19 protein-coding genes and 1 pseudogene are annotated in these 22,180 nt (G+C 69.2%); 11 read left to right on the top strand and 9 right to left on the bottom strand.

What is annotated here, in order from left to right:
• Positions 1 to 142 precede the first annotated feature (142 nt).
• The 6 genes from OG736_RS14850 to OG736_RS14825 all read left to right on the top strand — a co-directional run bounded on the left by OG736_RS14850 (position 143) and on the right by OG736_RS14825 (position 6,188).
• A complete protein-coding gene (locus OG736_RS14850; RefSeq protein ID WP_327182863.1) occupies positions 143 to 1,501 on the top strand; it encodes an extracellular solute-binding protein in 1,359 nt (452 codons plus the stop codon).
• On the top strand, positions 1,498 to 2,439 hold the full coding sequence (locus tag OG736_RS14845; RefSeq protein WP_327182862.1) for a carbohydrate ABC transporter permease: 942 nt from the start codon (positions 1,498 to 1,500) through the stop codon (positions 2,437 to 2,439). The genes OG736_RS14850 and OG736_RS14845 overlap by 4 nt, the downstream gene beginning before the upstream one ends.
• 2 nt (positions 2,440 to 2,441) lie before the next feature.
• Complete coding sequence (locus OG736_RS14840; RefSeq protein WP_327187610.1) at positions 2,442 to 3,332, top strand: carbohydrate ABC transporter permease; 891 nt, start codon at positions 2,442 to 2,444, stop codon at positions 3,330 to 3,332.
• Between the two features lie 115 nt (positions 3,333 to 3,447).
• Positions 3,448 to 4,959, top strand: a complete 1,512-nt coding sequence (arfA, locus tag OG736_RS14835; RefSeq protein ID WP_327182861.1) for an arabinosylfuranosidase ArfA — start codon at positions 3,448 to 3,450, stop codon at positions 4,957 to 4,959.
• Between the two features lie 197 nt (positions 4,960 to 5,156).
• Positions 5,157 to 5,615 carry an RrF2 family transcriptional regulator gene (locus OG736_RS14830; RefSeq protein WP_327182860.1) on the top strand — a complete coding sequence of 153 codons (459 nt, stop codon included), beginning with the start codon at positions 5,157 to 5,159 and terminating at the stop codon, positions 5,613 to 5,615.
• Between the two features lie 195 nt (positions 5,616 to 5,810).
• Positions 5,811 to 6,188, top strand: a complete 378-nt coding sequence (locus OG736_RS14825; RefSeq protein ID WP_327182859.1) for a hypothetical protein — start codon at positions 5,811 to 5,813, stop codon at positions 6,186 to 6,188.
• A 91-nt stretch (positions 6,189 to 6,279) separates the two neighbouring features.
• On the opposite strand, the gene OG736_RS14820 is transcribed toward OG736_RS14825, so the two are convergent.
• Both OG736_RS14820 and OG736_RS14815 read right to left on the bottom strand, forming a co-directional pair.
• Positions 6,280 to 7,143 carry an intradiol ring-cleavage dioxygenase gene (locus OG736_RS14820; RefSeq protein WP_327182858.1) on the bottom strand — a complete coding sequence of 288 codons (864 nt, stop codon included), beginning with the start codon at positions 7,141 to 7,143 and terminating at the stop codon, positions 6,280 to 6,282.
• A 125-nt stretch (positions 7,144 to 7,268) separates the two neighbouring features.
• Positions 7,269 to 7,946 carry a macro domain-containing protein gene (locus OG736_RS14815; protein WP_327182857.1) on the bottom strand — a complete coding sequence of 226 codons (678 nt, stop codon included), beginning with the start codon at positions 7,944 to 7,946 and terminating at the stop codon, positions 7,269 to 7,271.
• Between the two features lie 111 nt (positions 7,947 to 8,057).
• Between OG736_RS14815 and OG736_RS14810 the strand changes: the two genes are divergently transcribed.
• Both OG736_RS14810 and OG736_RS14805 read left to right on the top strand, forming a co-directional pair.
• Positions 8,058 to 9,677 carry an ADP-ribosyltransferase domain-containing protein gene (locus OG736_RS14810; RefSeq protein ID WP_327182856.1) on the top strand — a complete coding sequence of 540 codons (1,620 nt, stop codon included), beginning with the start codon at positions 8,058 to 8,060 and terminating at the stop codon, positions 9,675 to 9,677.
• 187 nt (positions 9,678 to 9,864) lie between these two features.
• Complete coding sequence (locus OG736_RS14805; RefSeq protein ID WP_327182855.1) at positions 9,865 to 10,515, top strand: DUF4360 domain-containing protein; 651 nt, start codon at positions 9,865 to 9,867, stop codon at positions 10,513 to 10,515.
• A 23-nt stretch (positions 10,516 to 10,538) separates the two neighbouring features.
• Here OG736_RS14805 and OG736_RS14800 read toward each other — a convergent pair whose 3' ends face one another.
• The gene (locus tag OG736_RS14800; protein ID WP_327182854.1) at positions 10,539 to 10,730 is read right to left on the bottom strand and encodes a DUF397 domain-containing protein; all 192 of its coding nucleotides are present in this window, start codon (positions 10,728 to 10,730) and stop codon (positions 10,539 to 10,541) included.
• A 147-nt stretch (positions 10,731 to 10,877) separates the two neighbouring features.
• On the opposite strand from OG736_RS14800, the gene OG736_RS14795 reads away from it, so the two are divergent.
• Positions 10,878 to 12,005, top strand: coding sequence for an FAD-dependent monooxygenase (locus OG736_RS14795; protein ID WP_327182853.1), 1,128 nt, complete (start codon positions 10,878 to 10,880; stop codon positions 12,003 to 12,005).
• Between the two features lie 69 nt (positions 12,006 to 12,074).
• Here OG736_RS14795 and OG736_RS14790 read toward each other — a convergent pair.
• Both OG736_RS14790 and OG736_RS14785 read right to left on the bottom strand, forming a co-directional pair.
• Positions 12,075 to 12,841: pseudogene (locus OG736_RS14790) on the bottom strand (intradiol ring-cleavage dioxygenase).
• 157 nt (positions 12,842 to 12,998) lie between these two features.
• Positions 12,999 to 13,415, bottom strand: coding sequence for a ricin-type beta-trefoil lectin domain protein (locus OG736_RS14785; protein WP_327182852.1), 417 nt, complete (start codon positions 13,413 to 13,415; stop codon positions 12,999 to 13,001).
• 344 nt (positions 13,416 to 13,759) lie between these two features.
• On the opposite strand from OG736_RS14785, the gene OG736_RS14780 reads away from it, so the two are divergent.
• Together OG736_RS14780 and OG736_RS14775 are read left to right on the top strand one after the other, a co-directional pair.
• Positions 13,760 to 14,767: an arabinan endo-1,5-alpha-L-arabinosidase gene (locus tag OG736_RS14780; protein WP_327182851.1), complete on the top strand. Its 1,008-nt coding sequence runs from the start codon at positions 13,760 to 13,762 to the stop codon at positions 14,765 to 14,767.
• The gene (locus OG736_RS14775) at positions 14,749 to 16,182 is read left to right on the top strand and encodes a family 43 glycosylhydrolase (protein WP_327182850.1); all 1,434 of its coding nucleotides are present in this window, start codon (positions 14,749 to 14,751) and stop codon (positions 16,180 to 16,182) included. The genes OG736_RS14780 and OG736_RS14775 overlap by 19 nt, the downstream gene beginning before the upstream one ends.
• Positions 16,183 to 16,290: 108 nt before the next feature.
• Here OG736_RS14775 and OG736_RS14770 read toward each other — a convergent pair whose 3' ends face one another.
• From OG736_RS14770 to chvE, 4 genes are all read right to left on the bottom strand, one after another.
• Positions 16,291 to 17,982: a pyridoxal phosphate-dependent aminotransferase gene (locus OG736_RS14770; RefSeq protein ID WP_327182849.1), complete on the bottom strand. Its 1,692-nt coding sequence runs from the start codon at positions 17,980 to 17,982 to the stop codon at positions 16,291 to 16,293.
• 260 nt (positions 17,983 to 18,242) lie between these two features.
• On the bottom strand, positions 18,243 to 19,487 hold the full coding sequence (gene mmsB / locus OG736_RS14765; protein ID WP_314221622.1) for a multiple monosaccharide ABC transporter permease: 1,245 nt from the start codon (positions 19,485 to 19,487) through the stop codon (positions 18,243 to 18,245).
• Positions 19,484 to 21,034 carry a multiple monosaccharide ABC transporter ATP-binding protein gene (gene mmsA, locus OG736_RS14760; protein ID WP_327182848.1) on the bottom strand — a complete coding sequence of 517 codons (1,551 nt, stop codon included), beginning with the start codon at positions 21,032 to 21,034 and terminating at the stop codon, positions 19,484 to 19,486. Before mmsA ends, mmsB begins: the two co-directional genes overlap by 4 nt.
• Before the next feature lie 32 nt (positions 21,035 to 21,066).
• Positions 21,067 to 22,176 (bottom strand): multiple monosaccharide ABC transporter substrate-binding protein, encoded by a 1,110-nt coding sequence (gene chvE / locus OG736_RS14755; RefSeq protein WP_028806351.1) that lies wholly within the window; start codon positions 22,174 to 22,176, stop codon positions 21,067 to 21,069.
• Positions 22,177 to 22,180 lie beyond the last annotated feature (4 nt).

The raw sequence follows: 22,180 nt of genomic DNA, 5'->3' as shown, positions 1-22,180 counted from the left end.
GGCCGTCGGGGGCCGCGGATAGAAAGCGCTGTCATAGATCCCGTCAAAACCATTGACGTGCAGGCGCATCGATTTTACGGTCCCGTTCGAAGTTACGAGCGCAATTCGAAATGTCGAACCAACAGAACGACAGGGGCAAGGTATGGGACAACCTGGCCTGAATCGCAGGCAACTTCTCGCCGCCGCGGGCGGGTTGGCGGTGGCGGGCAGTTTCGGCTTCGCCGCCCTCGGCACGGGAGCCGACGCGCTCGCCGCCGGGTCACACACCCGGGTCCGCTACTGGAACCTCTTCCAGGGCGGCGACGGCGCCAACCAGGTGGCGATGGTGGACGCCTTCCGCGACGGGCACCCGGACATCGCCGTGAAGGACTCCACCCTCGCCTGGGGCGGCCCCTACTACACCAAGCTCGCGATGGCCGCCGCAGGCAACCGCGCACCCGACCTCGGGGTCATGCACCAGGGCCGCATCCCCGGCTTCGCGCCCGGCCGCCTCCTGGACCCCTGGGACGTGGACCTCCTCGCCAAGCACGGCGTGCGCGAGGCCGACTTCAACCCGGTGCTGTGGCAACGAGGCATCGTCGACGGCGAGCTGTACGCGCTGCCGCTGGACATCCACGTCCAGCTGAACTTCTACCGCAAGGACGTCTGCGAGAAGGCGGGACTCCTCGACACCGCCGGCCGCCTCCCCGCCGCCGGCTCCACCGACGAGTGGTTCGACATCCTGAAGGAGGCCAAGGGGCAGCTGAAGAAGGGGCAGCAGACGCTCGGCCTGCACGCCAACGACCAGAACTTCTGCTGGTGGTTCTTCGTCGCCTTCTACCAGCAGCTCGGCGGCACCTACTTCGACGACGACCACACGACCGTCACCTTCGACACCGACAGGGCCACCCAGGTCCTGGAGTTCTTCCGCAAGCACGTCACCGACGGCTACGTCACCGTCGGCGAAGCGGACGGCGAGGCGTTCCTCGCCGGTTCGCCGTTCACCTGGGAGGGCAACTGGTCGGTGCCGTACTTCAACGGCGAGAAGGTCGAGTACGGCGCTCAGCCGCTGCCCCCGGTCTTCGGCACCCCGGCCACCCACGCCGAGTCGCACTCCTTCGTCCTGCCCCACCAGGCCGACCGCGGCGGGGACGCCGACGAGGGCGCCTACCGGCTCGCCGCCTACATGGTCACCCACGCCACCACCTGGGCCAACGGCGGCCATGTCCCGGCCTATCTGCCCACCTTCAAGGACCCGGCCTATCTGGAACTGGCCCCGCAGAGCGAGTACTCACGCCCCGCCATGGACCACCAGGCCAACGAACCCCACATCTGGTTCGCCGGCTCCACCGGCGTCCTCGCCCAGCGCGTCGGCCCGATCGTGGCCGCCTCCAACCTGGGCTCGGCCGCCCCGGACGCGGCGGCCCGCCGGATGAAGTCCGCGCTGGCGCAGCTGCTGGCGATGAAGAACCCGATGGACGGCCGCACGGCAGCCCAGGAGCTGAAGGGAGCCGGCGCATGAGCACGCTCGCGCACGCCGGGACACTGCCGCCGCGCACCGCGGTCGCCGCCGACTCCGCCCGCGCCCGCTGGGGCCGCCGCTTCCAGCACGGCGGCTGGTTCGTGGCCCCGTTCTTCGTCCTGTACGGACTGTTCGTCGTGCTGCCGGTCGTCCGCGGGCTCTACCTGAGCTTCACCGACGCCAACATCTCCGGCGACCACACCGGCTTCGTCGGCCTCGACAACTACCGCGAGGCACTGAAGGACGACCTGGTCTGGGACTCCCTCTGGCACAGCGTGCAGTTCACGCTCTACGTGGTCCCGGTGATCGTCGCCGTGGCCCTGCTGATGGCGCTGATCGCCCACCACACCGTGCACTTCAAGTGGCTGTGGCGGCTGTGCTTCTTCGCGCCCTTCCTGCTGCCCTCCGCGGTCATCGGCAACCTGTGGTGGTGGCTGTTCCAGCCCACCAACGGCATGGTCAACCACGTCCTGGGCCTGGACACCCCGTGGCTCACCCAGAAGTCCACGGCGATGCTCGCGGTCGTCGTCGCGACCCTGTGGTGGACGGTCGGCTTCTCCTTCCTCCTCTACCTGGCCGCCCTCCAGAACATCCCCCACCACCTCTACGAGGCAGCCGAGCTGGACGGGGCGAACGCGTTCCAGCGGATGCTGCACATCACCGTGCCCAACCTGCGCAACATCACCGGCCTGGTCTTCGCCCTGCAGATCCTCGCCTCGCTCCAGGTCTTCGACCAGGCCGTGGTGATGTACCAGTTCGGATCCGGACCGGAGGAATCGACCCGCACCTTCGTGCAGTACACCCTCGAACAGGGCTTCACCAGCTACCGCGTGGGCTACGCCTCCGCGATCTCCTTCATCCTCTTCATCATCGTCGCGGCCGTCGCCCTCGGGCGGATGTGGCTGCTGCGCAACCGCGAGGAGGTCGCGACCCGATGACGATGCCCACCACGCCGACCACGCCGACCGCGGCGCCGAGACCCCCGACTCCTGCGCTGCGCAGGCCGCGCGGCACCTGGACCCCGGCCCAGATCGCCCTCACGCTGGTGGCTGCGGCCCTCTCCCTGGTCTGGCTGGCCCCGCTCGCCTGGGCGCTGTCGACGTCCCTCAAGACCCCCACCGAGTCGGTGACGTCCCCGCACTGGATCCCGCGGGACTTCACCGCGGAGTCCTGGAAGGCGGTGATCGAGGCCGGCAACATCCCCAACTGGTTCGTGAACTCGGTCGTCGTGTCCGTCTGCGTCACCTTCATCGTCCTCGCGGTCGCCTCCCTCGCCGGATACGGCTTCGCGCGCACGGAGTTCCGCGGCAAGTCGGCGCTGATGGCGCTCACGATGGCGGGCCTGATGTTCTCTCCGGCGATCCTCGGCGTCCCGCTCTTCACCACGGTCCAGTCCCTCGGCATGGTGGACACCTACTGGGGCATGATCCTTCCGCAGTGCGCGCCCGCGGCGATGGTCTACATCCTCTACAAGTTCTTCCAGTCACTGCCGAAGGAGCTGGAGGAGGCGGCCTTCATCGACGGCGCGGGCCGCTGGCGGATCTTCTTCACGATCGTCCTGCCCTTGTCGAAGCCCTCCCTCTCGGCGGTCGGCATCTTCACCTTCATCGCCTCCTGGAACAACTTCCTGTGGCCCTACATGGTGACCAACAACCCCGACCTGATGACCATGCCGAACGGCATCGCCACCGTGCAGAACGCCTTCGGTATCGTCTGGCCCCAGCTCATGGCCGGCGGACTGCTGGCCGGCCTTCCGCTGATCGTCGTGTTCGTCTTCTTCCAGAGCCAGATCGTGCGGGGCGTGGCCCACACGGGTCTGGCGGGCCAATGACTCCGGGCCGATGATGCCGGGCCGATGACTCCGGGCCGGTGATTCCAGGAAAGACCCGCAGCCGCCGACGGACGCAGCCGTCGACGGACCGCACCCCTCTCTTCGAAAGGCGTTCATGCACACCGCACGTCTCACCCTCGACCCCGCCTTCACCATCGGCGAAGTCAACCCCCGCCTCTTCGGCAGCTTCGTGGAACACCTCGGCCGCTGCGTCTACACCGGAATCTTCGAGCCCGGGCACCCGTCCGCCGACGAGGCCGGACTGCGGACCGACGTCCTGGACCTGGTCCGCGAACTCGGCGTCACCGCCGTCCGCTACCCCGGCGGCAACTTCGTCTCCGGCTACAAGTGGGAGGACTCGGTCGGCCCCGCCGAGGACCGCCCGCGCCGCCTCGACCTGGCCTGGCGCTCGACGGAGTCCAACCGCTTCGGTCTCTCCGAGTACATCGCCTTCCTGCGCAAGATCGGCCCGCAGGCCGAGCCGATGATGGCGGTCAACCTCGGCACCCGAGGCGTGGCCGAGGCCCTGGAGCTCCAGGAGTACGCCAACCACCCGTCCGGCACGGCCCTCGCGGAGCAGCGCATCGCGCACGGCGACGAGGACCCGTTCGGCATCCGGCTCTGGTGCCTGGGCAACGAGATGGACGGCCCCTGGCAGACCGGCCACAAGACGGCCGAGGAGTACGGCCGGCTCGCCGCCGAGACGGCCCGCGCGATGCGTCAGATCGACCCGACGGTGGAACTCGTCGCCTGCGGCAGTTCCAGCCAGTCGATGCCGACGTTCGCCGAGTGGGAGGCGACGGTCCTCGCGGAGACCTACGACCTGGTCGACTACGTCTCCCTGCACGCCTACTACGAGCCCCAGGACGGCGACGTCGACTCCTTCCTGGCCTCCGCCGTGGACATGGAGTCGTTCATCGAGAACGTCGTCGCCACCTGTGACCACATCGGCGCGAAGCTCAAGTCGAAGAAGAAGATCAACCTCTCCTTCGACGAGTGGAACGTCTGGTACATCTCGGGGTGGCACGCGATCGAGAACTCCGGCGCGCGGGACTGGGCGGAAGCGCCCCGGCTGCTGGAGGACAACTACAGCGTCATGGACGCGGTCGTCTTCGGCTCGCTCCTCATCGCGCTGCTGCGGCACGCCGACCGGGTGACGGTCGCCTGTCTCGCCCAGCTCGTCAACGTCATCGCGCCGATCCTCACCGAGCCGGGCGGCCCGGCCTGGCGGCAGACGACGTTCTTCCCGTTCGCGCAGGCGTCGAAGCACGGCCGGGGCACGGTCCTCGACGTGCGGGTCGACTCACCGACGTACGTGACGGCCAAGTACGGCGAGGCGGACCTCCTGCACGCCACCGCCGTCCGTGCCGACGACGGCACGGTCACCGTGTTCGCCGTCAACCGCAGCCGCACCGAGGCGCTGCCCCTCCACGTCGGGCTGACCGGCCTCGACCTGACCTCGGTCGTCGAACACAGTGTGCTCGCGGACGCCGACCCGGACGCCCGCAACACCCTCGCCGACCCCGAGCGGGTCGTCCCGCACCCGGGCGAGGGCACGGCGCTGACGGACGGCGCGCTGACGGCGACGCTGGAGCCGCTGTCGTGGAACGTGATCAGGCTCGCGTGATCAGGCCGGCCCGACCGGAAGCGGCCGGGCCCACGAGGGTGATCGGCGCACGGCCGACCGGCGGTCTCTTCCGATCACCCCTTCGTCGGCCGCACACCGGCCGCATGAACCGTCCGGGCACGGGAGAAACGGTCCGGCGCCGGGCACCGGGTCACGCCCGACCCGTGACGGTCGGCGGCTGACGGCACAATGGGCCCATGAGGATCTCGGCACGGGCGGACTACGCGGTGCGGGCGGTACTGGAGCTCGCCGTACGGCAGGGCGGCGACCCGGTGAAGGCCGAGTCGATCGCCTCCGTGCAGGACATTCCGCACAAGTTCCTCGAGGGGATCCTCGGCGACCTGCGGCGCGGTGGGATCGTCGACAGCCGGCGCGGCGGGGGCGGCGGCTACCGGCTGGCCCGCGACCCGGCGGCGATCACGGTCGCGGACGTGATCAGGGCGGTGGACGGCCCGATCGTGTCCGTACGCGGCGAACGCCCGACCGGCCTGACGTACACGGGCTCGGCACAGCCCCTGCTCCCGCTCTGGATCGCGCTGCGGGCGAACGTGCGGCGGATCCTGGAGGGCGTCACGATCGCCGACATCGCGGCGGACGCCCTGCCGGGCCCGGTCCAGGCGCTCGCGGAGGAGCCGGCGGCCTGGGAGAACCCGTGAGTCACGGCCACCGACGGCATCGCCCGGCCCCGGGCGGCCGACCGGGACCCCGCCCGGCGCAATGCGTACGGATCTCCTATTTCCGAGCTTCGAAGAACCCGGAGCGGCCGCGATCCACCGCGTGACACGATCCTGGCCTGCCGGAGCGACAGGGCGAGAAGTCGCGACTCCGGCTGCACGAAAGGGGAGGGTCACATGGGCAGGTCGATCGTGCGCAGAGCGCGGCTGTGGGCCGCGGGGACGATGATGGCGGCCGGCGTCGTCGGTCTGGCGGCGGCACCCGCGAGCGCGTGGACGGGTGGGAACGTCTGGGTCAACCTGGGCAGTTGGAACTGCCCGGCGGGCGGTTCGGTCGTGGGCGTGTACTGGGCGGTGGACGCCTACTCGAGCGGGCCGGCCGGCGGCGACTGGGGCGACAACGTCATCTATCCGCGGGTCCGGGTGGGGGCCGGGGCCCACAACACACTCAGCTACCAGACCATCTGCAAGAAGTGGGGCTGGTACAGCTACCGCGGAGTCGTCGGTCAGCGGTCCCTCACGCCCTACAAGTCGGGTCTGAGCTACACCTACTAGGACACGGCCCGGAACCGGCGCCGACGACCGCGGCCCGCACCCGTACGAGGTGCGGGCCGCGGTCGTCGGCGCCGTCCGGGCGGGGCGGCGGTCAGGCGGAGTCGACGCCGACGGTGATCGTCGCCTTGTAGCCGTCGGACACGCTGGAGCCGAGGGCGGTCAGGGTGAGCAGGCCGGAGGAGGTGCCCCCGTCGTCGTAGATGCTGTCGTCGGCGAGGGCCGTCTCCTTGGTGGTGTTCGCGGAGTACGGCGAGGTGGCCTGGATCTCCTCGTTGATGTCGGGGTCGAAGAAGAGCTGACCGGTGTGGATGACCTCGCCGCCGGTGTACGAGTCGTCGGTGAGCGTCACCTCGGTGTGCACCCGCATATGGACGTGCACGGCCCGGGAGACGTAGTGGCCGGGCCAGATCGAGGTGATGCTGCACTGGCCGTTCGCGTCGGTCAGCTGCCCGCCGCGCAGGAAGGTGCCGTTGTCCTCCTCCTGGTGGCCGTTGCCGCCGACGAAGCCGGAGTACTCGCCGAGGGCGTCGCAGTGCCAGATCTCGACCAGGGCGTCGGCGAGCGGCGCACAGTCGGCGGCCTGGTCGACGACGGTGAAGGTGTACTGGACCTCGAAGCCCTCCTTGTCCTCCCTGATGTCCTCGCGGACGAGGGCGCCGTCGAGGGAGTAGGGGCCTTCGGTGACCTCGGCGTTGAGGGTGCAGACGCCGCTGGTGGTGGAGGTGCCGGTCGAGGCCTCGGCCGCGGCCTCGGCGGAGGCCGCTGTCCCGCCGTCGGTGGTGTCGGCCGAGGCGAACCCGGCGACGACGAGCCCGCCGGCCGCGGCCACCGCGGTGCCGCCGATCAGGACGCGGCGCCGCTTCATGGACTTGTCCAAGCGGTGCCTACCGGGCTGCAGGCTGTCGTCGGAGGTGATGGTCTCGTTCTCGTGGTGGTGCTCGGTGTTTCCCGTCATGTCGAGTGAAGTTAGGGGCGTATCTGAGGAAATCCTTGATGCAGGGCTGTGCGGGACCTGGGGATGCAACGGTCAACTACCGCTGTTTCCACGCGAGTTCGGGCATCACGCCGAACGGGAGCCGGTCAGCGGCGGGCGGCGCGACGGCCGGGCGGCGCGATGCGCACCCGCTGTTCGGCCGGCGCGCTCTCGATGTCGTCGAGCTGGGCGACGATCGTGGCGCGCAGGTCGTCGTAGTCCTCGAAGCGGTGGTCGTTGAACAACGTGTGGCCCGTCCACATCAGGTTGGCGCACACCCGTGCCGGTACCCGGCCGGTGTGGGCGCCCATGCCGACCAGCGCCACCGATTCGATGCTGCCGGGCGACTCCCCGTTCTGCCGGTGGATCGCCTGGAACGCGGCGGCACAGGCCAGGGCCACGTTCAGGGTCTCGCTCACGTTCTGCGAGGACTGTTCCATCGTCGGCGTCGAGATCAGGAACCTCGGGTCGACCGCCCCGGACGGAACGCACACCGCGCTGCCCACCGGGAGCCTTCCCCCGAACCGGTCGCGGATCGCCCGCTGCACGCGCAGCTGGATCCCGGCTCCGAGGTGCCGCTTGACGACCGCGTCCACCCCGCCGTCCATCCGGCCGCGCGAGTTGGTCGGGCTCACCCAGGCGTCGACCTTCTCGTCGAGGATCGAGCCCTTGCGGATCTCGATCCCGGGGGTGTCGGCGAACGCCGCCCGCCAGGCCTCCACCACGCTCGCGTTGATGTCGGTCAACACGACCCTGAGCGGTGCCTGTTCGCGGTCCACGGTCATGGTGCTCTCCCCTGTGTGAGACGGCCCTTCCACTGGTCACGACGCTACCGCCCGCCACTGACAACGCAGTTGGGACAAGGGCTGTCGTACCCCGCTGCTAGCGTCCCGGCCATGATCGACGCCGACACTCCCGCCCAGCCCGATCCGAGCGACCCGCTGGCTCTCACCGAACTGTTCAAGGGCGGCGGTGAGCCGTGGCTTCCGCTGCTGAAGCCGGTCATCGAGGCGCAGCCGAGCGCGGCCGCGTTCATCGGCCCGGGGCGCGGCGCGGAGGTCGTGCCGGTCCGTGAACTGACCTTCCAGGCGCTCAAGCCCAACCCGCCGCACAAATGGAAGGTCGTCGTCTTCGGCCAGAATCCGTACCCGCGGCCGGAGAGCGCCACGGGCATCGCCATGTTCGACAACACCTTCCACGACTGGAAGGACAGCCAGTTCGGCAGGGTCGTCAGCATCCGCTGCATCATCAAGGCGGCGGCGATGTGGAAGTACGGCGTTCCCAAGAAGACACCGATCGCCGACATCCGCGCGCTGCTGAGGAAGCAGGACACCGTCCAGCCGCCGGAGTGGTTCCAGGCGATGCTCACCCAGGGTGTGCTGCTGCTGAACGCGGCCCTCACGGCCGGCAGCGACGGGCCGCGGGGAGCCGACCCGCACACCGCGTTCTGGCGTCCGGTCGCCGAGCGGATCGTCGAGGAGATACTCAGGGCGAAGCAGAACGCCGAGGACGACGAGGACCGGGCCGTCGTCTTCGCGTGGTGGGGTGCCCACGCCCGCAGTCTGAAGAAGATCGTCCTCCGGCTTCAGAAGAAGTACCCGGACGTCGAGGTCCGGCACCTTGACCACTGCAACCCCGCGGCGCAGGGCGACATCTTCTGCGACGACGAGCACTTCGCCACGGTGAACGCGGCCCTCGCGTCGCTGGGCGTCGACGAGATCGACTGGCTGCCGAGCAGGGGCTGGGACAAGGACACGGCGGAGGCCGGCGGGACGGACGCCGGCACCGCCGAACGGATGGGCGCGTTCATCGCGTCCACCATGGAACTGCACCAGTTGTATCTGGAGCGGCTCTCCAGCGTCAGGGACGAGGGGCTCGTCCTTCCGGCGATCGACGGGGTGTTCGGTACCCCGCTCATGGACTTCCGCGACGCGGTCTCCCCGGTCGCGGCGCTGCTGTCCGGTCTCGACCGGCACGTCCAGCGGTCGCACGAGTTCGGCAAGCGGCGGGCGGACGAGGCGGCCGCCGCCCTGTCCGCCGACGCGATCGCCGCGCTCCACCTCTACACCTGCGAGTCCGCGTTCTACCGGGAGATCAACGCCGTCCTGCGTTCCCCGGACCGCGCCAAGGTCGTCCCCTATCTCCCCTACCTGCGGCTGCTGTTCTCGGCGGTGTCGCAACTCCCGTCCCGTACGGAGTCGTTGTGGCGTGGTGTCGCCCTGGACCTGCGTGCGCAGTACCCGCTCGGACGGACCGTGACCTGGTGGGGTGTGTCCTCGTGCACGTCCGAGTTCAACGTGGCGCGGGCGTTCCTCGGCAGCCGCGGCAAGCGGACGCTCTTCGAGGTGCAGCCCGTCCGGGCCGTGGGCATCCGCAGTTTCTCCGCCTTCACCGGCGAGGAGGAGTTCATCCTGCTGCCGGGCACCCAGCTGAAGGTGGTGGACGTGACGACCGAGCGCGGCGGTCTGTGCACCGTGAAGCTGGCGGAATCGGCGGAACAGCCCCTTGTGTCCTGACCCGGAGCGACCGGGTGTGAACGGGCCGTGGTGAATGGCCGGAGTTCGGCCTGGGCGGGCCCCAGTGCTCTCCCTACGATGCGATCGCCCCAGTTCTTCACAGCAACTCCATTGACTCTTCACAGAGTTGCTGTGCCGAGCCGGGCGCGCATCCACCCCCCACCGATCCGAACGAAGGACAGAGACCATGGCAAGTGGGCTGCTCCTGGGCGGTGCGGTCGCCGCTCTCATCACCGCGGCGATACCCGCGCACAACTCGTCCCCCGTGTTCGACAACCCGCCCCCGGACAAGATCGTCATCGACGTCGCCACGGTGAACGGCTCCGGCTGTCCCGCGGGTACGGCGGCCGTCGCCGTCTCCGAGGACAACACCGCCTTCACCGTGACCTACAGCGACTACCTCGCCCAGGTCGGCGGAGGTTCCAACCCCACCGCGTTCCGCAAGAACTGCCAGCTCAACCTGGTCGTCCACGTCCCGTCGGGCTTCACGTACGCCATCGCCAAGGCGGACTACCGCGGCTACGCCTCGCTCCAGTCCGGCGCGACCGCCGTACAGCGGGCCTCGTACTACTTCCAGGGCTCGTCGCAGACGGTGTTCAAGAACCACAACTTCACCGGCTCCTACAACGACAGCTGGCAGGCGACCGACAGCACCGACTGGGCCCAACTGGTCTGGGCGCCCTGCGGAGTTCAGCGCAACTTCAACATCAACACCGAACTCCGGGTGAACGCGGGCACATCGTCGCCGAGCAAGGTCAGCTTCATGACGATGGACTCGACCGACGGCGACCTCAGCACGATCTACCACATGGCCTGGCAGCAGTGTCCGGCTAAGTAGGCGGCTCGCCTCCCGACCCCGGGTCACCTCGCCGCGTGGGCCACGAACTCGGCCCGCGCGGCGGGGGAGAGAGCGAGCGCGGGGCCGTCCTCGGCCTTGGAGTCACGGACGTGGATCCGGGTGGGACAGGAAGCGCGGGACGGTGCGGGCGGAGGCCGGACGTGCCCGACCGGCCGATCCTCGCGAAGGGCGGTGCGGAGTGCGCCGGTGATCACCGGTCGGTGTGTCCGCCGGGCCCGAACCCAGGGCGGTTGTCACCGCCGGCAAGCCGCACATCAGACATGGACATCATGATCTACGGCTGGAGTATCGGGCGAGCATGGAGGCTCTCGCCACGGCGGCGGGCGGAGGGAGCGTGGGCTGTGGGTCGCGGTCGCAGCGCGGTGGTCGTCGGCGGAGGCATCGGCGGGCTGGCCGCCGCGATCGGGCTGCGCCGGATCGGCTGGGATGTGACGGTCCTCGAACGCGCCCCCGCCTTCGCCGACGTGGGCGCGGGGATCTCCCTGCACGCCAACGGCATGCGGGCATTGGACGCGCTCGGCGTCGGCGAGGCGATGCGGGCCACCGTCCGGCCGGTGTACACGGGCGGCACCCTCACCCCCGGCGGCCGCATGCTGTCCCGGATGGACGGCGCGGCCCTGGAGCGCCGGCTCGGGACGCCCGTCGTCGGCGTCCTGCGCGCCGACCTGCACCGCGTCCTGCGCGAGGCGCTGCCCGCCGGACGGGTGCGGACCGGGGTGGAGGTGACCGACGTCGGCGGTGCGGGCGGCGACGCCGATCTCGTCGTCGCCGCCGACGGTGTCGACAGTCGGCTGCGCGCCGAGCTGTTCCCCCGGCACCCCGGAGCGGTCTACAGCGGTTCGACGGTCCTGCGGGCCGTCACCACGCGCCCGCTCCCCGACCTGCCCGATCTCGAGCTGACCTGGGGCAGGGGCGCCGAGTTCGGGCACATCCGCTTCGTCGACGGACGGGCCGAATGGCACGCGGTGCTCACCGCGCCGCCGGGCGTCAGGCACGCCGACCCGCTCGCCGTGGTGCGTCGTCGCTTCCACGGCTGGCACGACCCCGTCCCCGTCCTCCTGGACGCGACCCGGCCGCAGGACGTCCTGCACCACGACATCCACGAACTGGTCACCCCGCTGCCCGCGTTCACCGTCGGCCGGGTCGCGCTGCTCGGCGACGCCGCCCACGCCATGACCCCGAACCTCGGGCAGGGCGCCAGTCAGGCGTTGGAGGACGCGACCGTACTCGCCTCCTGTCTCGCGACCGGACCCACCACCGCGGCCGCGCTGCGCCGCTACGACGCGGTCCGCCGGCGGCGCAGCCGGTCCGTGGCCCGTGCCGCCCGCCGGGCCGGCCGGATGGGGCACGGGCTGACCCACCCTCTCGCCGTGGCCCTCCGCAACGGCGCCCTGTGGCTGGCGCCCTCCGGAGCGACCCTGCGGGCCGCCCTGCGGCATGCCGACTGGACGCCACCGCGGCTGCGGTGACGCCCAGTCGAACGGGGGATGCTCATGCCGTACGGGTCGTACGGGTCGTCGTACGGTGCGTCGCCGAGGTCAGTTCTCGACGCCGAGCGTCAGCGATCCCGCGTACCCGGCGGACGTCGAGCTGCCCAGGGCCGTCAGGGTCAGCAGGCCCGAGGCCGCGCTCCCTCGTCGTAGATGGAGTCCTGGGCGAGGGTGGTGCGGGTGACCGTGTTGGTCGAGTACGGCGAGACCCTGGCGACGGCCGTCGTGATCGTCTCGCTGAAGAAGAGCTGCCCGGTGTGGAGCTCCTGGCCGCCGGTGAAGTGGCCGTCGGAGGTGACCGTGACGCCGGTGTGCACCTTGATGTGGATGTGGATGCAGCGGCCGCGGTACCAGCCGGGGTAGATCGTGGTGATCGCCGCGACTCCGCTGGAGTTGGTGAGGACTCCGCCGCGCAGGAAGGTGCCGTCGTCCGGTTCGGTGTGGCCGTTGTTTCCGACGAAGCCGGAGTACTCGCCGAGGGCGTCGCAGTGCCAGATCTCCACGAGGGCGTTGGAGAGGGGCACGCAGGTGTCGTCGTCGACGACCGTGAGGGTCAGCTTCAGCGGGATGCCCGCCTTGCCCTCGGTGATGTCGGCGCGGACGTACTGTCCGTCGAGGTAGTAGGGGCCTTCGGTCATCTCCTTCGTGAGGGTGCAGACGGCCGCGGCGGCGACGGGGGCGGTGTCGGCCGCGTCGGCGGTGGGGGCCTCGGGCGTGGCAGCGGCGCCTACGGCCAGGGCCGCTGCGGTCGCGCCCGAGGCGACGAGTACGGTACGGCGCGCGACGGAGGGGCGCGCATCTGAGGTGTCTGTCATGAGCACGACACCGTAGAAACGGTTCCTGTCCGAAGACTGTCAGTTCGGCAAAATGAGACGCCGTCAAGTTACTTGCCGGGCAAGTGTCGACACGAGGGGCCGCCCGTCGGCGGCGGCGACGGGCGGCGGGTGGCGCGGCGGATCGGGCCCGGAGGGGCTAGCCGATGTTCTTGAAGATCCAGGCCTGGTACCGGTCGCCGTACTCGGGAGCCAGGGCGACGCGCGGCGGGTAGATCCGCAGCAGGCTCAGGCCCAGACGCATGGGGGCGTTCACGACGGCGATCTGGTAGGTGTCGGGCTCCTGGCCGGGGATGAGGTTCCACTCGCGGGGCTCGAGGCGCAGGATGGCCGGTTCGTGCATGTCCGGTTCGCCGTCGTAGCTCACGTGCATCAGCCCGTCGGGGAGGCTGATGGTGTAGGCGTTGCCGCCCTTGCCCGTCACCTTCCACTCCTGATGGACCCCGTCCTCCTGCGGCAGGAGCATCAGCGGCGTGTCAGGCCGGGCGTCGGGTGCGGTGAGGAGCTGCTCGTTGGTGAAGAGGATCTGGTAGAGGCCGTCGGTCAGGGCTGCCATGTTCACTCCGTGTCCCGGTGGGGGGTGCGTGCCGGACGGCACAGTCCATGAGGGAACCAAAGTGAATCGCCGCGAACCAGCTGAACCGCCGCGCCACACACTTTCGTGTGTCATATGCCGATAGACGGGTTGAGCTGGGAACTTCTCGGACGGGAGAAGCGCCGGTCGCCGTGGCCGAGAGGGCCGTCGCGGTCGGATCGCGGGGCCGCGTGCCGTTCTCGAAGACTTTCGGGTGTGCGTGCGGAGCATTGACGCGCAAGGGGTTCGAATCTACGGTCCCGTCCGACGACGCGACTGTTGTTCGGTATGACGAACGACGACACCCCCACTGAAGGAGCGTCCGCATGAGCCGCACCTCACGCACACCCCGCACGTCCCGCACACCCCGCACGTCCCGCAGGGCCGCACTGCTCGGCGTCCCGGCGGCGGTCCTGCTCGCGCTGATCCCGTCCACCGCCTCCGCGTACCCCAACCCCGGTACGGTCACCGGCTCCACCGTCGTGCACGACCCGACGATGATCCGCACCTCGGCCGGCCGTTACCTCCTCTACGCGACCGGTGGCGGCCTGTCCTACCGCACCTCCACCGACCGCATCGCGTTCAGCGCGGGCGGCGACGCCTTCTCCACCCGGCCGAGCTGGTGGTCCTCCTACGGCACCACCGAGGCCTGGGCGCCCGACATCTCGTACCAGGGCGGCAAGTACCTGATGTACTACGCCGTCTCCACCTTCGGATCCAACAAGTCCGCGATAGGACTGGCCGGTTCGAGCACCGGACTCCCCGGCTCCTGGACCGACTACGGCACCGTCTACACCTCCACCACGTCCAGCGACTACAACGCCATCGACCCGAACCTCTTCGTGGACGACGACGGCAAGTGGTGGCTGTCGTTCGGGAGCTGGTGGACGGGGATCAAGATGATCCGGATCGATCCGGCGACCGGCAAGCAGCTCGCGTCCGACACCGCCCGGCGCTCGATCGCCTCCCGCCCCACCGGGACCAAGGCCGTCGAGGCGCCCTACATCGTGAAGCGCGGCGGCTACTACTACCTCTTCGCCTCCTACGACACCTGCTGCGCCGGCACCAGCTCCACCTACAAGGTGAAGGTCGGCCGCGCCACCACCGTCACCGGGCCGTACTACGACAAGAACGGCGTCGCCATGACGAACAACGGCGGCACGGCGGTCCTGGAGTCGCACGGCAGCGTCATCGGCCCCGGCGGCCAGTCGATCCTGCACGACACCGACGGCGACCTGATCGTCTACCACTACTACGACGGCAACGACAACGGCACCCCCAAGCTCGGCATCAACCTCTTGAACTGGAGCAGTGGATGGCCCGTCGCCTACTGACCCTGCTGGCCGCACTGCTGCTCGCCCTGGCGATCGGACAGCCCTCGGCGAGCGCGGCCACCGTCACCAACCCGGTCAAGGCGCAGAAGGGCGCCGACCCCTGGATCTCGTACCACGACGGCAACTACTACCTCGTGACGACGAGTTGGACCAACGTCATCACCATGCGCAAGTCCACCACCCTCGCCGGACTCGCCACCGCGCCGAACATCCAGGTGTGGACCGGGGACGCCGCTTCGCGGTGCTGCAACATCTGGGCGCCCGAGATCCACTTCCTCGACGGCCGCTGGTACCTGTACTACGTCGCCGGACAGAACGTCACCGACTACAACCCGACCCAGCGCACGCACGTCCTGGAGAGCGCGGGATCAGACCCGACGGGCCCGTACACCTACAAGAACCAGCTCAACTCCGCCTGGATGCTGGATCCGACGGTCGCCACCATCAACGGCCGTCTCTATCTGTTCGGCAGTGCGAGCGGCGGCACGCAGAACCTCGTGGCGGCCCGGATGTCCAACCCGTACACCCTGGCCACCGGCTTCTCGACCATCTCCACGCCGACCAACTCCTGGGAGAAGTCCGGAGGTTCGGTCAACGAGGGTCCGGAGATCCTGCAACGCGGCGGCAAGACCTTCCTGGTCTTTTCGGCGAGCGGCTGCTGGACCCCCGACTACAAGCTCGGCCAGCTCACCCTCACCGGCTCCGACCCGCTCGCGGCAGCGTCCTGGACGAAGAAGTCCACGCCGGTGTTCCAGCGGAACGACTCCGCGGGCGTCTACGGCCCCGGGCACAACGGGTTCTTCAGCTCGCCGGACGGCACCGAGAGCTGGATCGTCTACCACGCCAACGACTCGGCCTCGGACGGCTGCGACAACGGCCGTACGACCCGGGCCCAGAAGTTCACCTGGAACTCCGACGGCACCCCGAACCTGGGCACGCCCGTGGCACTGGGCTCGGCCGGCAGCGGCCCCTCCGGTGAACCGTCGGCCACCGCCACCACCTACCGGATCACCAACCGCAACAGCGGCAAGTGCCTGGACGTGGCCGGCAGTTCGACGGCGGACGGGGCCAACGTCCAGCAGTACACCTGCAACGGCGGCGCGAACCAGCGCTGGCGGATCGAGGACCAGGGCGACGACACCAGCCGACTGGTCAACGTGGCCACCGGCAAGGTCCTCGACACCGCGGACTGCTCCGCCGCGGACGGCGCCGACCTTCGTCAGTGGTCGTGGCTGAACAACACCTGCCAGCGCTTCCGCTTCCTCACCACCGACAGCGGACACGTCCGTATCGTCAACCAGTCCACGGGCAAGGTCGCCGACGTCGCCGACTGCTCCACCGCGGACTCCGCCGACGTACGGCAGTGGTCCTGGCTGAACAACACCTGCCAGCAGTGGAGGCTCGAGCCGGTGTAGCCGGTGTAGCCGGTGTAGCCGGTCTGCGGTGAGGTTCCTGCCGCCGTCCCGTTGCGCCCCGAACGGCCGATGGCTGCTCGGGGCGCAACGGGACGGCGGCGCGAGGTCCTATCCCGCCTGGCCCATGCCCGCCGCGTTCGGCCAGCTCTGGGCGTTCGGCCAGCCTGTCGCGGCGGCGGGGGAGAGGCCGTTGGTGCCCCGGACCTGGGCGGCCGTGAGGCCGCCGCGGGCCGGGACGCCGGGCGGGGTCGGGCCCATCGGCGGGGCGGGGGCCGGAGCCATGGCGGGTGCCATCGCCGCGGGGGCCATGGCGGGCGCCATCGCGGCCGGTGCCATCGCGGCCGCCGGAGCCATCGGCGGAGCCGCGGCCGGGACGGGGGCGGGAGCCGGCGCCGGGGCCGGCGCGGGCACCGACTGGGGGAAGATCTGGGCCGCGGCCGGCATCGGCATCCCGGCGCCGTCGGACGGAGTGCTCTGCGCCATCGCCGGGGCCATCGGGGGAGCGGGCATCGCCATCGGGGCGCCGGCGGCCGGCGCGGCCGCGACCAGCCCCGGCATCGCGACGCCCATGGCCTGAGCGGCAAGGTTGTGCATGCCGGACCCGTTGGTGACCAGCCGGTCCACCGCCGGCGTGCCCGAGCTGTAGCTGGTCCCGGTGCTCAGCTCGGGCACGGCGGCTCCCCTCCTGGTCCCGTAGAGCACCTGTTCCAGGCCGGACACCAGGCGACGAACGTCCACCTGGGGGCGCACCACGAGCCGCAGGAAGCGGCTGGACGAACCGATCTTGTTGCCGCACTCGCGGACCAGGATGCGGTGCTCGGCGAGCAGCCGGTCGCGGACCACGGTGCCCTCGGCGCCGACGGGAAGGCGCACGAAGAGGAAGTTCCCCTGGGACGGATAGACGGTCAGCCCGGGCAGGGCGCTGAGCTGGCTCGCCATGTCGAGACGGTCCCGGCGCACCTGCATCAGGCTCTGCGCGTACTCGGGGCCGTGCTCCTTCAGCATGAACACCACGTACTCGGCGAAGGCGTTGAGGTTCCACTTCGGCAGCATCGAGCGGACCCGGCCGGCGAGCGAGGGGTTGGAGACCATGTAGCCGAACCGGATGCCGTGCAGACCGAAGTTCTTGCCGAGGCTGCGCAGCACGATGACGTTGGGCCGGATCATCGCCTCCTGCACGACGCTCGGTTCCTGCTCCGCGTCCGCGAACTCCAGGAACGACTCGTCGATGACGATCAGGTCCAGGTCGGCCATCGCGTCCATGAACTGCACGAGCGCGTGCTTGTGCAGGAAGCCGCCGTCGGGGTTGTTCGGGTTGCAGATGACGGCGGCCCTGGTGCCGCGGGTCCGGATGAACTCGGCGTACTGCGCGAGGTCCAGGGCGAAGCCGCTGGACTCCTGGAGCGGGAACATGTCGACCCGCTTGCCGGTCTCCATGGGCTGGTCGGTCCAGCGGCCGAAGGTGGGGACGGGGACGGCGAGGGACTCACGTACCAGCAGGTGGTCGATCCAGGTGATCAGCTCGGTCGAACCGTTGCCCATCGCCACGGCCTGCGGCGGGAGTTGGAGCAGGTTGCACAGCTCGGCCGTGATCGTGTCGGCGCCGCTCGGGTAGTACGTGATGATGTCCCGCAGCCGTGCGGCCATGGTGTCCATCATGGCCGGGGTGGGGAAGTAGGGGTTACAGGGGATACAGAAGTCCACCGGGCCGACTCCCTCGCCGCCCTCTCGCGTCAGCGCCGCCATCGACGGGCTGTGTGCCGCGGTGTTGCGGAACAACGAGGAGACGTTGTCGGCCATGGAACCTCCGTATGGGGCGGGCCCGGCGGGGACGACCGGGCCCGTCGTCATTGGGTGGCCCGCGCGGGGGAGCGCGGGCCGCCCTTACATACGAAGGTTTGGGTGGCGCTGTTCAATCGCTGAGGAATCGGTAAGAACTTGTGGGTCACCTGTGAAGGCGTCGTGACCACGGCACCCGGGGGCATCGGAAAGGGCCCCGCCGGTGCCGGCGGGGCCCTTCCTGTCCCGAGCTATGGATCTTGCCTAGAGCCGCGTACGGGTCACGACCCGGACTTGCGCTTGTTCCAGACGTCGAAACCGACCGCGGCGAGCAGCGCCAGGCCCTTGATGACCTGCTGCCAGTCGCTGCCGACGCCGAGCAGGTTCATGCCGTTGTTCAGCACGCCGAGGACGAGACCACCGATGATCGCGCCGAGGACGGTGCCGACACCACCGCTCATGGACGCGCCGCCGATGAACGCGGAGGCGATCGCCTCGAGTTCGAAGTTCAGACCCGCCTTGGGACCGGCCGCGTTCAGCCGGGCCGCGACCACCAGACCCGCCAGGGCCGCGAGCGCGCCCATGTTCAGGAAGACGAGGAAGGTGACCTTCTTGTCCTTGACGCCGGACAGCTTCGCGGCCGGCAGGTTGCCGCCGATCGCGTAGATGTGACGGCCGAAGACGGCGTTGCGCATGACGTAGCCGTAGCCGACCACCAGCGCGCCCAGGACCAGCAGGATGATCGGCGCGCCCTTGTAGCTGGCGAGCAGCATCGTGACGGTGAGCACCGCGGCGACGATGGCGACGATCTTGAGCAGGAAGAGGTTGCGCGGCACGACGTCCAGCGAGAACTCCTGCTGGCGCTTGCGGTCGCGCACCTCCTGGAGCACCACCATGACGATCACGGCGAGGCCGAGCAGCAGCGTGATGTTGTGGTAGTTCGTGGTCGGGCCGACCTCCGGGAGGAAGCCGTTGCCCATCTTCTGCAGACCGTCCGGGAACGGGCCGAGGGTCTGGCCCTCCAGGAAGATCTCCGTCATGCCACGGAAGATCAGCATGCCGGCGAGGGTGACGATGAACGACGGTATGCCGAGATACGCGATGAAGAAGCCCTGCACCGAGCCCGCGACCGCGCCCACGATCAGGCACAGCACCACCGCGACGGGCCACGAGACGTCGTGCTGCACCGTCAGCACGGCCGCGAACGCGCCGATGAACGCCGTCAGTGAACCGACCGACAGGTCGATGTGGCCCGCGATGATCACCAGCATCATGCCGATCGCGAGGATCAGCACATAGCTGTTCTGGAGGACCAGGTTGGAGACGTTGCGCGGCAGCAGCAGGTCACCGTCGGTCCAGACCGCGAAGAGCGCGACGATCAGGCCGAGGGCGATCAGCATGCCGTACTGGCGCATGTTGCGGCGCAGGCCGTCCAGCACCAGCTGGAGCAGGCCGCCGCCGGCCGCCGGTCCGCCGCTCTTGCCGGGCGGCGCGGCAGCCGGGCTCTTGGTCACGTCGGTGCTCATCGCGTTACCTCTTTGTCCTTCGTCATCTGACGCATCAGCACTTCCTGCGTGGCCTCGGCCCGCGGGAACTCGCCCGTGAGCCGCCCGGCGGCCATGGTGTAGATGCGGTCGCACATACCGAGCAGTTCGGGCAGCTCGGAGGAGATGAAGACGACCGCCTTGCCCTGGGCGGCCAGTTGGTCGATGACCGTGTAGATCTCGTACTTGGCGCCGACGTCGATACCGCGCGTGGGCTCGTCCAGGATCAGCACGTCCGGACCCGCGAAGATCCACTTGCTGAGGACGACCTTCTGCTGGTTGCCGCCGGACAGCTTGCCCACCGGCTCGAAGACGGTCGGCGCCTTGATGTTCATGGACTTGCGGTAGCCCTCGGAGACCTGCCGCTCCTCGTGCTCGTCGACGATCCCCCGCTTGGCCACCTTGTCCAGCGCGGTCAGCGAGATGTTGCGGTTGATCGTGTCGATGAGGTTGAGGCCGTAGTGCTTGCGGTCCTCCGTGACATAGGCGATCCCGTGGCCGACCGCCTCCGCGACGGTCTTCGTGCGGATCTCCTTGCCGTCCTTCAGGACGGTGCCGCCCGCGTGCCGGCCGTAGGAGCGTCCGAAGACGCTCATCGCGAGCTCGGTGCGGCCGGCGCCCATCAGGCCCGCGATGCCGACGATCTCCCCGCGCCGCACCTGGACCGACACGTCGTCGACGACCTTGCGCTGCTGGTCGATCGGGTGGTGCACGGTCCAGTTGCGGATCTCCAGGGCCGGGGCCGCGCCCGACTCCGCCTCGTGCGGGGTGCGCTCGGGGAAGCGGTTGTCCAGGTCGCGGCCGACCATGCCGCTGATGATCCGGTCCTCGGTCGTCTCCGCCGACTTCACGTCGAGCGTCTCGATGGACTGCCCGTCGCGAATGATCGTCACCGAGTCCGCGACCTTGCGGATCTCGTTGAGCTTGTGGGAGATGACGATCGCGGTGATGCCCTGCTTCTTCAACTCCAGGATGAGATCCAGGAGTTTGTCGCTGTCCTCGTCGTTGAGGGCCGCGGTCGGCTCATCCAGGATGAGCAGCTTCACCTTCTTCGAGAGCGCCTTCGCGATCTCCACGAGCTGCTGCTTGCCCACGCCGATGTCGGCGACGCGGGTCTCGGGGTGATCGCTCAGACCGACCCGGCGCAGTAGCTCGGAGGCGTGCCGCAGGGTGTCGTTCCAGTTGATCAGCCCGCGCGTGGCGTGCTCGTTGCCGAGGAAGATGTTCTCCGCGAGGGAGAGGTACGGCACCAGCGCCAGCTCCTGGTGGATGATGACGATGCCGCGCTGCTCGCTGGCCCGGATGTCCTTGAAGGAGACGGTCTCTCCCTCGAACAGGATCTCGCCCTCGTACGTGCCGTGCGGATGGACACCGGAGAGCACCTTCATCAAGGTGGACTTTCCGGCGCCGTTCTCACCGCAGATGGCATGGACCTCGCCCTGGCGGACGGTCAGAGTGACGTCCGACAGCGCTTTCACACCGGGAAAGGTCTTGACGATCGAGCGCATTTCCAGGACGGGTCCCGCCATGGTCGTGCCTTCCAATCCTTGAGGGTCGACGCTTACTTGAGCTGGTCGGCCGTGTAGTAGCCGCCCTCGACGAGGACCTTCTCGTAGTTGGTCTTGTCCACGCTCACCGGCTGGAGCAGGTAGGCCGGGACGACCTTGGTGCCGTTGTCGTACGTCTTGGTGTCGTTCGTCTCGGGCTTCTTGTCGTTGAGGACGTCGTCGACCATGGTCGTGGCGACCTTGGCCAGCTCACGGAGGTCCTTGTAGACGGTCTGCGTCTGGCCGCCCGCGATGATCGACTTCACCGAGGCCAGCTCGGCGTCCTGGCCGGTGAGGACCGGCAGCGGCTTGCTCGCGGAGCCGTAGCTGTCCGACTTCAGCGCCGACAGGATGCCGATGGAGATGCCGTCGTACGGCGAGAGGACCGCGTCGACCTTCTTGCTGCCGTACGACTTGGTGAGGATGTCGTCCATGCGCCTCTGCGCGGTCGCGCCGTCCCAGCGCAGGGTGGTGACCTGGGTGAGACCGGTCTGGCCGGACTGGACGACGAGCTTCTTGCTGTCGATGTACGGCTGGAGCACGCTCATCGCGCCGTTGAAGAAGTACTTGGTGTTGTTGTCGTCGTTGGAGCCGGCGAACAGCTCGATGTTGAACGGGCCCTTGCCGGACTTCAGGCCGAGCTTGTCGACGATGTAGTTGGCCTGGAGCTCGCCGACCTTGGTGTTGTCGAAGGACGCGTAGTAGTCGACGTTCTTCGTGCCGAGGATCAGTCGGTCGTAGGAGATGACCGGGATCTTGGCGTCGGCGGCCTGCTGGAGGACGTTGTTCAGTGACTTGTTGTCGATGGCCGCGACGATCAGCGCCTTGACGCCCTGCGTGATCAGGTTCTCGATCTGCGAGACCTGCTGGTCGGGGTCGTCCTCGCCGTAGACCAGCTTGGTCTTGTAGCCCTTGGCCTCGAGGTCCTTGACGACGTTGGCGCCGTCGGAGATCCAGCGCTCGGAGGACTTGGTCGGCATCGCGATACCGATGGTCCCGCCCTTGGCGCTGTCCGAGCCCTCGTCCTTGCTGCCACCGTCACCGCTCTGGCCGCAGGCGGACAGAGTCAGGGCGAGGGAGGCGGCTCCGGCTATGGCGGCGAGGGAGACTCTACGGTTGCGCATGATC

It is taken from the genome of Streptomyces sp. NBC_01334, from assembly GCF_035983595.1.
GTDB classification, from domain to species: domain Bacteria; phylum Actinomycetota; class Actinomycetes; order Streptomycetales; family Streptomycetaceae; genus Streptomyces; species Streptomyces coriariae.
The sequence above is the reverse complement of the archived record's forward strand: the minus strand, read 5'-3'. Positions and strand labels throughout refer to the sequence as shown.